General features: G+C 53.5%; 8 protein-coding genes and 2 pseudogenes. 3 read left to right on the top strand and 7 right to left on the bottom strand.

Features of this window, described 5'->3' with window-relative positions:
- The 7 genes and pseudogenes from DZ54_RS24905 to aroF all read right to left on the bottom strand — a co-directional run.
- Nucleotides 1–134, bottom strand: a 134-nt coding sequence (locus DZ54_RS24905; RefSeq protein WP_205619407.1) for a tryptophan synthase subunit alpha, incomplete at its 3' end; no start/stop codon positions are given.
- Nucleotides 134–1324 (bottom strand): tryptophan synthase subunit beta, encoded by a 1191-nt coding sequence (trpB, locus tag DZ54_RS0113590; protein ID WP_025674644.1) that lies wholly within the window; start codon nucleotides 1322–1324, stop codon nucleotides 134–136. The genes trpB and DZ54_RS24905, both read right to left, overlap by 1 nt.
- Before the next feature lie 129 nt (nucleotides 1325–1453).
- Complete coding sequence (gene trpCF, locus DZ54_RS0113595) at nucleotides 1454–2842, bottom strand: bifunctional indole-3-glycerol-phosphate synthase TrpC/phosphoribosylanthranilate isomerase TrpF (RefSeq protein WP_025674645.1); 1389 nt, start codon at nucleotides 2840–2842, stop codon at nucleotides 1454–1456.
- A complete protein-coding gene (gene trpD, locus DZ54_RS0113600; protein WP_025674646.1) occupies nucleotides 2839–3843 on the bottom strand; it encodes an anthranilate phosphoribosyltransferase in 1005 nt (334 codons plus the stop codon). The genes trpCF and trpD overlap by 4 nt, the downstream gene beginning before the upstream one ends.
- Before the next feature lie 80 nt (nucleotides 3844–3923).
- Nucleotides 3924–4538 (bottom strand): aminodeoxychorismate/anthranilate synthase component II, encoded by a 615-nt coding sequence (locus tag DZ54_RS0113605; protein WP_025674647.1) that lies wholly within the window; start codon nucleotides 4536–4538, stop codon nucleotides 3924–3926.
- Nucleotides 4538–6139 (bottom strand): anthranilate synthase component 1, encoded by a 1602-nt coding sequence (locus tag DZ54_RS0113610; protein ID WP_025674648.1) that lies wholly within the window; start codon nucleotides 6137–6139, stop codon nucleotides 4538–4540. Before DZ54_RS0113610 ends, DZ54_RS0113605 begins: the two co-directional genes overlap by 1 nt.
- A pseudogene (aroF, locus tag DZ54_RS27545) lies at nucleotides 6136–7148 on the bottom strand (3-deoxy-7-phosphoheptulonate synthase). The gene DZ54_RS0113610 and the pseudogene aroF overlap by 4 nt, the downstream one beginning before the upstream one ends.
- A 600-nt stretch (nucleotides 7149–7748) precedes the next feature.
- Here aroF and rnm point away from each other — a divergent pair.
- The 3 genes and pseudogenes from rnm (at nucleotide 7749) to DZ54_RS0113630 (ending at nucleotide 9651) form a co-directional block, all read left to right on the top strand.
- Nucleotides 7749–8652: pseudogene (gene rnm, locus DZ54_RS21830) on the top strand (RNase RNM).
- Between the two features lie 90 nt (nucleotides 8653–8742).
- Entirely contained in the window at nucleotides 8743–9363 is a 621-nt protein-coding gene (locus DZ54_RS0113625; RefSeq protein ID WP_025674649.1) for an L-threonylcarbamoyladenylate synthase, read from the top strand.
- A 66-nt stretch (nucleotides 9364–9429) separates the two neighbouring features.
- A complete protein-coding gene (locus DZ54_RS0113630) occupies nucleotides 9430–9651 on the top strand; it encodes a hypothetical protein (protein ID WP_025674650.1) in 222 nt (73 codons plus the stop codon).
- Nucleotides 9652–9756: the final 105 nt, after the last annotated feature.

The raw sequence follows: 9756 nt of genomic DNA on the forward strand, positions 1-9756 counted from the left end.
ATCAAGGCATCGACTACCGCGAGTGATTGCTCTGGGTTTGGATCCCCCAAGGTGACAAAAGGAACAAAGGCGCCTTGTTGTTTGGCATCCAAGTTTGCAAACATAGATTGATATCGTGTCGATGATGCCGTCATTACAGCTCTCCTTTGCCTTCTAAAATCTCATAAACCGAAAAGATATCTTTGTCGCCTCGGCCCGATAAATTCACCACCAATATCTGCTCTTTATTGGGCTCGGCGGCGATCATTTTTTGCGCGTGAGCCAGGGCATGGGCGGTTTCTAATGCGGGAATAATTCCCTCATTACGCGCCAGTGATTGAAAGGCTTCCAGCGCCTCGTCATCCGTGGCTGCCGGATATTCAGCACGACCAATGGCGTTGAGGTGGGCATGCTGCGGCCCCACGGACGGGAAATCTAACCCTGCAGACACCGAATACGACTCTTCCACTTGGCCATATTCATCTTGCATCAGCGGTGATTTCATTCCAAAGAAGATCCCGGGTTTACCGTGTTTCAATGGCGCGCCGTGCTGGTCGGTATCGAGCCCTTTTCCGGCCGGCTCGACACCAATTAAGCGTACCTCTTTATCATCGATAAAGTCAGCAAACATGCCAATGGCGTTTGAGCCGCCGCCGACACAGGCGATCACCGCATCGGGCAAGCGACCTTCTGCGCGTTGAATCTGTTTACGGGTCTCTTCGCCAATAATGCGTTGAAACTCGCGCACAATGGTTGGAAAAGGATGGGGGCCGGCCGCGGTGCCGAGCAAATAGTGTGCGGTGTCATAGTTGGCAGACCAGTCGCGCATCGCCTCGTTACAGGCATCTTTGAGGGTCGAAGACCCAGCGTGCACGGGGATCACCGTCGCGCCCATCAGCTTCATGCGAAACACGTTGGGGCTTTGACGTTCAACGTCTTTGGCGCCCATATAAATGCGGCATTTTAGCCCCAACAGCGCACACGCCAGTGCAGTAGCTACGCCGTGTTGACCGGCGCCAGTTTCGGCAATAATTTCTGATTTTCCCATGCGCTGAGCGAGCATGGCCTGGCCCAGTACTTGGTTGGTTTTGTGCGCGCCGCCATGCAGCAAATCTTCACGTTTAAGATAGAGTTTGGTCTTGGTCCCTTTGGTGAGATTACGGCATAACGTCAGGGCGGTAGGGCGGCCCGCGTACTCTTGCAGCAGGCGAATATAATCGTCTTTAAACGTTGGGTCTTCTTGTGCATCAATAAACGCTTGCTCGAGTTGATCGAGTGCAGGCACCAAGATTTGTGGCACGTACTGGCCGCCAAATTCACCAAAATAGGGGTTAAGCTTGCTCATAATCATCCTTTTACGTCTTTAATTGGGTGCCGAAGTGCGTCGTTCATCTCGGCGAAATCAGTTATCTTTGGGAAATCAGCCATCTCTGGGAAATCACTTATCCCTGGGCAATCACTATTCTCTGGACAATCAATAGCGACGTAGGGCCCGAAACGCCGCGTTCAATTTTTGGGCATCTTTCACGCCGGGCGCATGTTCCACGCCGGAGTTAAAATCCAGCCCTAAGCAACCTTGTTCTGCGGCCTTGGCTGCATTGTCGGGGCTCAGGCCGCCTGCGATCATCACCTTGTCTTTTGCTGCTTTGGGGATCAGGTGCCAATCAAAGGTTTTGCCAGTGCCACCACTTTGCTGACCGACTCGGCTATCAATTAAGTGGCGATCCGCATCGACGCTTTCTAACGCTGGGGCGGCATCAGACACGCCATGCGCTTTCCAAATTTCACAGTGTTCAGGGAGTTTCTCGCGCAATGCTTGTAGATACGCCGCGTCTTCATCGCCATGCAATTGTACGGCGTAGAGGTTGAGCTGTTGGGCGTGTTCGGCCACTGTCTCCACGGTGTGATTTTGGAACACGCCGACGTAACGAAGTGGCGCGCCTTGCTGTACACGCTCGGCCACCGCCACGCTCACTGCCCGCGGCGAGTGTTCAACAAAAATGAGCCCGCCATAAACGGCCCCCGCGTCATAGGCGGCGAGGGCATCGTCGGCAGAGGTGAGCCCACACACTTTGTTATCGCCTAAAATCACTTTGCGCAGGGCTAAGGTGAGGTCGGGTTCGGCCATCAAGGCGCTACCAATTAAAAAGCCATCCGCGTGGTGGGCCAGGTCGCGTACATGACGGTGGCTATCAATGCCACTTTCTGAAATCACGATCGCTTTTTCGCCCACTTGTGGTGCTAAGCGTTTGGTGCGATCGCGGTCAATACTTAGATCGCGCAAGTTGCGGTTGTTAATCCCAATCACTACTGCACCTAAAGCGTTGGCACGTGCCAGCTCGTCGTCAGTGCTTACTTCGGTCAAAACACCGAGTTTTAATGATTCAGCTAGCTCGGCCAGCTCGCGGTATTCAGCATCGTCGAGTACTGACAGCATCAACAAAATCGCATCCGCTTGATAGTGGCGGGCGAGGTAGACTTGATAGGGGTCAATGATAAAGTCTTTACACAGCACCGGTGCGTCGACTTGCTCACGCACGATGGGCAAGAAGTCAAAACGGCCCTGAAAGTAATCCTCGTCAGTCAACACTGAGATAGCGGCGGCAAACGGTTTGTAGGCACGCGCAATATTGGCCGGATCGAAGTCTTCGCGAATCACCCCTTTCGAGGGGGACGCTTTTTTGCACTCCAAGATAAATTGTGAACCTGGCGCGGCCAACGCAGCACGAAAATCACGATCGCTCGGTGTCAGTTGATCGACAAAGCTGTCCAGCGGCTGGGCCTGTTTTCGGGCGGCCACCCAGCGTTTTTTGTCGTCGACAATGCGGCCTAAAATAGTATCGGTGAGGGCTGACGCTGTCATACTGCGCTCCTTTGTGCTAACGCTTGCATGATGGTGTAAGGCTTACCAGACGCCATTACTTCTAATGCCTGTTGGGTGTTTACTTTCAAATCTTCTTGTCCGAATAAGCGTAGCAATAGCGCGACGTTGACCGCCACTGCAGCTTGGTGGGCGTCTGTCCCTTTGCCTTGCAAAATGGCGCTGATCATCTCGCGGTTTTGCTCGGGGGTGCCACCGGCAATGCTTTCCAGTGGGTATTGGGATACGCCAAAGTCGCTGGGCGTCAGGGTGTAATGCTCAATCTGCGTCGGGGTGATTTCTGCCACCGTCGTGGGGCCGTGGATAGCCACTTCATCTAGACCGTCACCGTGAACCACGGCCGCGCGCGTCATATTGAGGTTTTGCATGGTTTGTGCAATCGGCGCGACTAGGGCTTGATCGTACACACCCATGAGTTCAATGCTGGGTTTGGCCGGGTTAATTAACGGCCCAAGCAGATTAAAGATGGTGCGCGTTTTCATCGCTTGGCGCACAGGCATCGCATGACGCACGCCAGTGTGGTATTGCGGGGCGAAGAGAAAACACACGCCGATCTCGTCTAGTGCCGCACGGGCTTGGTCGGCCGGCATCGCCAAATCAATCCCAAAGGTGGCGAGTAAATCCGACGAGCCTGATTTGCTCGACACGCCACGGTTGCCGTGCTTGGCGACTTTCACGCCACAGGCAGCGGCGACAAAGGCGGCGGTAGTAGAAATATTGATGGTATTGGCGCCATCGCCACCGGTGCCGACGATATCGGCGAACGGATAACAGGGACGCGGAAAAGGCTCGGCGTTATCGGTGAGTGCCTTTGCGGCGCCGGCGATTTCTTCGGGGGTCTCGCCTTTTATTTTCAAAGCGGTCAGGGCGGCGGCTAAGCGTGCGGGCTCGAGCTCGCCTTGAATAATCGCGCTAAATAGCTGCTCGCTTTGCGCTTGGCTGAGTGACTGTTGTTGGTAGAGCGTCTCTAGTAGTTGATCCATCACTGTACTTAACCTCGGTATTTGTCTGTTCGAGCTCCGTGCTTATCTGGCACGTGTTGTTGTTAGCGCTGATGTTGTTGTTAGCGCTGATAGTAGCCACTGGCCCAATCGATGGTGTGGGTGAGCAGGGCGGCGCCTTGTGCGGTCAAAATAGATTCTGGGTGGAATTGATAACCGACCACGTAGTCGGTATTGCTCACCACGGCCATCACTTTTTGAGTGTCGCCATCCAAGGAAGTGGCAATGACATCCAAGCTGTCCGGCACCTCAGTCGCCACCAGTGAGTGGTAACGGGCCACGGTGAGCGGGGATGCCAATGGGCCAAATACCGCATGCCGCTGGTGGTGCATGGCCGAGGCTTTGCCGTGCATGATGGTGCCGGCGCCTGCCACTGTGCCGCCGTAAGTTTCAACGATGGCTTGCTGGCCTAGACAAATCCCCATCATTGGCACTTGGCCGCGCAACGCCTCAATCAATGCGGGCATGCAGCCGGCATCGGCGGGTGCACCCGGGCCGGGCGAGAGCACCAGCAGCGGTTGGGGCAGGGTACGAATGTGGCGAACAATCGCCTCAGCCTCCAGGTGGTTGCGAAACACCGTGACCGGGTAACCGAGTGAGCGAAATTGATCCACCAAGTTATAGGTAAAGGAGTCCATGTTATCGAGCAGAACGATGTCCATTGTCGGGGTGCTCATTAGTGGCCTCCTTGGTGGGCGGTTTGAATCGCATGAATCACTGCTTGCGCCTTACCGCGGGTTTCGTCCGCTTCGGCTTGTGGGTCAGAATCAAACACGACGCCTGCGCCGGCTTGCACGGTGGCAAGGCCGTTTTCAACGTAGGCTGAGCGGATCACGATGCAGGTGTCCATGTCGCCCGCGCCGGTAAAATAGCCCACAGCACCGCCATAGCTGCCGCGGCGGCATTGTTCGGTGTCACGGATAAGCTGCATCGCCCGAAGCTTGGGTGCGCCGGTCAGCGTGCCCATGTTCATACAGGCTTGGTAGGCATGCAGCGCGTCAAGATCGGGTTTAAGTTGACCCACCACCCGAGAGACTAAATGCATCACGTGGCTGTAGCGGTCGACTTTGAGCAAATCAGCCACGTGGCGGCTGCCGGGCGTGCTAATGCGTGCCACATCGTTACGGGCCAAATCGACCAGCATCATGTGTTCAGCATTTTCTTTTTCATCATTACGCAGCTCGAGTTCGATACGGCTATCTAAGTCGTGATCAATATTGCCTTGGGCAGTCTTTCCGCGTTGGCGTGTGCCCGCAATGGGATAAATCTCAACCTGATTGGTCGCTTGGGTATATTTGAGCGCGCTTTCTGGCGAGGCGCCAAATAAGCTGAATTCGCTATCGCGCAGATAAAACATATACGGGCTCGGATTGCCGTGTTTCAGCGCGCGATAAGCATTTAGCGGCGACGGGCATGCGAGGGTAAAGCGGCGCGAGGGCACCACTTGAAACACATCCCCGGCAATTACGTGTTTTTTTAGCGCCTCAACCTGCTGGCAAAAGGCCGAATCTGAGACTGAAACCGCGACCGAGTGTTCAGTCATCACGGGCGCCTCTGGAAGCGGTGCAGGCGATAAGCAGGCCTCTTTGATGCGTTGCAAGCGGCGCGATAAATCCACGTAGTGGGCACTTGCATTATCGCCGCCAAACAAGGTGCCTTGTAAGCGTGCTTGCCGGTGTTGGTGATCAATCACCAGTAAGCTCTCGGCGACATAAAAGAGATAATCCGGACAGCTTTCTGTACCGTCCACGCTGGAAAGTGTTTCGGTACTGGCGACTAAGTCATAGGCAAATAAGCCGCCGACAAACAGCGCATCGTCAGGCTGGTTATCCAACGCGACGCTTTGTTTAACGACGCGCAGCGCATCAAACACCGACGCTTGGCGCAGGCGGGCGTCTTCATCCAGCAGGGCACCAGTGTCGTTAGGATGGCGGAATGTCAGTGTCAGTGCCGGCTGATTGCCACGCTCAGTGCTTTCTGCCTCACAGGGTAACACTCGCAGCGCCGCACTTTGCCTGATGCTGTCGAGCAAATGGGCGCCATTATGGGTCAGCGCTTGCAAGGTCACGGTTTGCGCCTGGCATTCAATGCGTACCGCAGCGTCAACCAGCATCAGGCTTTTCACGTTGCGCTTTGAGTCAATTTCAGCCGACTCCAGCAACATGCTATAGGGTTTATCTTGGCACACGGCGGCATACAGTTCGGTCGGATCGGCCACATAAGGCACCGACAGTTGGAGCGTATCGAGCTCGCCGTATTGGAGGTGATGGGTGTTCACAGCTTTCTCCCTGCCGCTTGAACAAAGGGGGTTAATTCTTGCATTAGCTGCGCGAACATATCGCCGGTCAGTGCTTGGTGACCGTCTGACAACGCCTCGCTTGGATTCAGGTGGCTTTCCACAATAATGCCATCTGCGCCGACGGCTGCAGCCGCGCGTGATAGGGGCGTCACCAGCTCTCGCACGCCCGTTCCATGGCTTGGGTCGACCAGTACTGGCAGGTGGCTGCGTTGTTTCATCAAGGCCACCGCATTTAAATCCAAGGTGTTTCTTGTGGCGGTTTCGTAAGTACGAATACCGCGCTCACACAAAATCACATTAGGGTTGCCCGCATCGACAATATATTCCGCTGCCAGCAAACACTCTTCGATAGTGGCGGAAAGGCCGCGTTTTAACAAGACAGGTTTGCCGGTTTCTCCCACTGCTTTGAGTAAGCCATAGTTTTGCATGTTACGTGCGCCAATTTGTAAGCAATCAATGTACTCGCACACAGCATCGACTTGGCTGATTTCCATCACTTCTGACACAGTTGGCATGCCGGTCAGGTCACTGGCTTGTTTGAGCAGCTTTAGCCCCTCAACCCCCATGCCTTGGAAATCATAAGGCTGGTGCGCGGTTTAAAGGCACCGCCACGTAACACGCGAGCACCGTGAGTCTTTACGCGCTCGGCCACGGACAGCAATTGAGATTCCGACTCGACCGAGCAGGGACCAGCCATGACCACAAAGTCTTGTCCACCGACCGGCACATTGCCGATATTCACTACGCTATCGTGCGGCTGCACATCTCGGCTGACGCGTTTGTACTTGGTTAAAATCGGTTTCACTTCTTCAACCAAGGGGTTGGCCTCAAAGTGGCACTGTTGCAAAACGCGCTCATCCCCCAGCGCACCCAACACAATGCGTTCAACGCCTGGCATATAAAGTGGTTTTAAACCGCACTGCTCGATTTGGTTAAGTAGCGCTTTGGCATCCTGCTCAGTGGCTTGGGGTTTAAGTACAATAATCATCAAATATCCTTTTAAACTATAGTTATGGGTTACCGTGGCTGAATGCGTGGTGGCTAAATACGTAGTGGCACGATAACGCGTGATGGCAAAACTGAGAGACAAAAACGCCCGCGTCAGTGGCGGGCGTTGTGAATAGAGTGGCTGTTGATACAGCTCGTCACACCGCCCGTGAGGAGCCGTGCCACCCAATAAGCGCAACAGAGGTCATGGATGTCGCCAGCGCGCTGACGGCCAGCACCGCAGTGGGTGCTGCGTTAATCCCCTTTGTACCAGGCGCGGTATCGAAATACATGCTGCGAGACTCCGTTGTGACTGTTACCCTTAGCGCCATCTTGCTCCCCGAGACCGAGAAACGGTGCGCGTTAACTTGTGTACTAGTAAACTGATATTTTGTCTCTGTGTCAACGGGGAAACTAAAAAGAATGCAGAAAAAAGTGCGGAAAAAGTGCTCGATAAGAAATCATAAATGAATCCATCGTGTTCGCCGAGCGTGCTCATTGGCTCATTGATAGTGCCAATACGAATAGCACGAAGATTAATTTAATGGCACCGAGACCCATAGCACCAAAGCGTGAACATATTAAGGAAACCCGATACACCATGATCATTGATTTACATAGCCATACGACCGCGTCTGACGGTCGATTATCGCCCCAAGCCTTGGTGCAGCGTGCGGTCGAGCGTCGTGTTGGCGTGTTGGCGATTACCGATCACGACACCACCGCCGGGCTGGTGGCTGCGCAAGCAGAAATTGATCGCCAAGACTTGCCCCTCACCTTGGTTAGCGGGATTGAGATCTCTACTTTGTGGCAAAATTTTGATATTCACATTGTGGGCTTAAATATCGATCCGTACCATCCGGCATTAACCGCGCTGATGGCTGAGCAGGCCACGCGCCGCCAACAACGGGCAGAGTTGATTGCTGCGCGGTTAGAGCGATCGCATTACACAGGAGCACTCGCTGGCGCGCGCGAGCTGGCTGGCGATGCACCGCTAACCCGCGCGCATTTTGCCCGCTGGCTGGTGGAGCAGGGCCACGCGAAAACCATGCAGGCCTGTTTTAAGCGCTTTTTAACCCGAGGGAACACCGGCTATGCGCCGCCCAATTGGTGCTCGATTGCAGAAGCAGTCGAGGCGATTCATCAAGCCGGTGGTCAAGCGGTACTTGCGCATCCAGGTCGATACAAGCTCAAAGCCAAATGGTTAAAACGAATTATTGGCGGCGTTCTCTGAAGCAAACGGGGATGCGATCGAAGTGGCGTTGCCGCAACAGTCCCAGCAAGAGCGCCGTTTGCTCGCCGACTACGCACGGGATTATGGCTTGTTGGCTTCGCTAGGATCGGACTTTCATTATCCATCGCCCTGGACCGAACTAGGCCGAAATTTATGGCTGCCAAAAGACTGCCAGCCCCTTTGGCATGACTGGGCGTGGTTAGAAGCGGCCGAGCAGAAACAGCAATCAATAAATCAACTAGATAGCAACCAGCCAGACGCGTTACAATAGAATAATAACAAGGATTATCCGGCGCGTCGGCCACTAACGCTGGATGGCGGTGCGCATCCAAAACGTGGTCAAGCTACAGCAGGAGGAACCATGAGTCAGTTTTTTTATGTCCATCCAGAGAATCCGCAAACGCGGCTAATTAAGCAAGCGGTGGAAATTGTTCGAAACGGTGGGGTGATTATTTATCCGACGGATTCGGGCTATGCGCTTGGCTGTCAGCTTGAGAATAAACAAGCGTTAGAGCGTATTTGCCGTATTCGTGATCTCGATAAAGATCATAATTTTACGCTGCTATGTCGCGATCTTTCTGAGCTCTCACTATATGCACGGGTGGATAACGTCGCGTTTCGGCTAATCCGCAATAATACCCCAGGATCGTACACCTTTATTTTTAAAGCGACCAAAGAAGTGCCAAAACGTTTGATGAATCCAAAACGTAAGACCATTGGCATTCGTGTCCCCGATAATCAAATCGCCCTGGATTTGCTCGAAGCCTTGGGTGAGCCATTGATGTCGACCTCGCTGATTCTGCCTGGTAATGATTTCACCGAATCCGATCCGGAGGCGATTCGTGATCATTTAGAGCACAGTGTGGATTTGATCATGCACGGTGGTGTACTGGGTGAGCATCCGACCACAGTGGTCGATTTTAGCGATGGTGTGCCTGAAATTCGTCGCCATGGCAGTGGTGATCCAACGCCGTTTGATTAATTCCTTATCGCTGATGAACTAAAGAACATTACACCGCGTAATAATCAGTGCAATGTTCTTGTTCTGATGTTGCGTCAGCCAATGGTTGACCTTCCATTCCCGCCCAGCCGCCTTGCTGGGCGTTTTTTTGCCCGTTCGATGAAAGCGCGATTTACTTCCCTGATTCTTTTTGACCTAGCAACTTTTTGCCAACGCGAGCAAGAAGTTGCTCAGCTTGGCAACTTCTTGCTTGGTGCTGACAAAAAATTGGTCAGTGTATATTTAAAACTATTGAAAATAAACAAATAAAAACTTGGCATGAAATTGGCATGTTAGTGATGACGCATAACCAAGGGGGTTATGCCTAATGACTAAATACTTATAGGAGCAACTATGCCAACGCCATGTTATATC

Source organism: Salinivibrio socompensis S35 (genome assembly GCF_000513715.1).
GTDB classification, from domain to species: domain Bacteria; phylum Pseudomonadota; class Gammaproteobacteria; order Enterobacterales; family Vibrionaceae; genus Salinivibrio; species Salinivibrio socompensis.

Excerpts from the sequence above, each read along its gene's own strand:
- DZ54_RS0113605 (WP_025674647.1), bottom strand. The coding sequence starts at position 4,538 with ATGAGCACCCCGACAATGGACATCGTTCTGCTCGATAACATGGACTCC.
- trpCF (WP_025674645.1), bottom strand. The coding sequence starts at position 2,842 with ATGACAGCGTCAGCCCTCACCGATACTATTTTAGGCCGCATTGTCGAC.
- trpD (WP_025674646.1), bottom strand. The coding sequence starts at position 3,843 with ATGGATCAACTACTAGAGACGCTCTACCAACAACAGTCACTCAGCCAA.
- DZ54_RS0113625 (WP_025674649.1), top strand. The coding sequence starts at position 8,743 with ATGAGTCAGTTTTTTTATGTCCATCCAGAGAATCCGCAAACGCGGCTA.
- trpB (WP_025674644.1), bottom strand. The coding sequence starts at position 1,324 with ATGAGCAAGCTTAACCCCTATTTTGGTGAATTTGGCGGCCAGTACGTG.
- DZ54_RS0113630 (WP_025674650.1), top strand. The coding sequence starts at position 9,430 with ATGTTGCGTCAGCCAATGGTTGACCTTCCATTCCCGCCCAGCCGCCTT.